The sequence below is a fragment of the Pseudomonas sp. SIMBA_068 genome, assembly GCF_046534705.1.
In the GTDB taxonomy this organism is placed as follows: domain Bacteria; phylum Pseudomonadota; class Gammaproteobacteria; order Pseudomonadales; family Pseudomonadaceae; genus Aquipseudomonas; species Aquipseudomonas putida.
This window is the reverse complement of sequence record NZ_JAWRYI010000558.1, coordinates 1-270: the sequence shown is the minus strand read 5'-3', so window position 1 is coordinate 270 and position 270 is coordinate 1. Positions and strand designations below refer to the sequence as shown.

The window sequence follows — 270 nt, the reverse complement described above, 5'->3', positions numbered from 1 at the left end:
ACATCCCTGGTACTTAAACTACATCCCGACGACAACGTTGCAATCGCACGTGCTTCGATACCTCAAGGAACCGTGGTTACGGAGTTCGGTAATATCGTGGTGTTCGCCGATGTCCCCGCAGCGCACAAGATTGCCCTTGCACACGTAAACCCAGGTGATCCTGTTCTGCGTTACGGCCAGATTATTGGCTTTGCTACTAAATCCATTGAGCCAGGCGATTATGTGCATACGCACAATCTGGAGATGGCGACGTTCGACCGAGACTACGCG

General features: G+C 52.2%; 1 protein-coding gene. It reads left to right on the top strand.

Annotated features, from left to right (window positions below):
* Window positions 1-270 (top strand): UxaA family hydrolase (locus SB756_RS30395; RefSeq protein ID WP_410913281.1); only part of this gene is annotated, 270 nt, incomplete at both ends.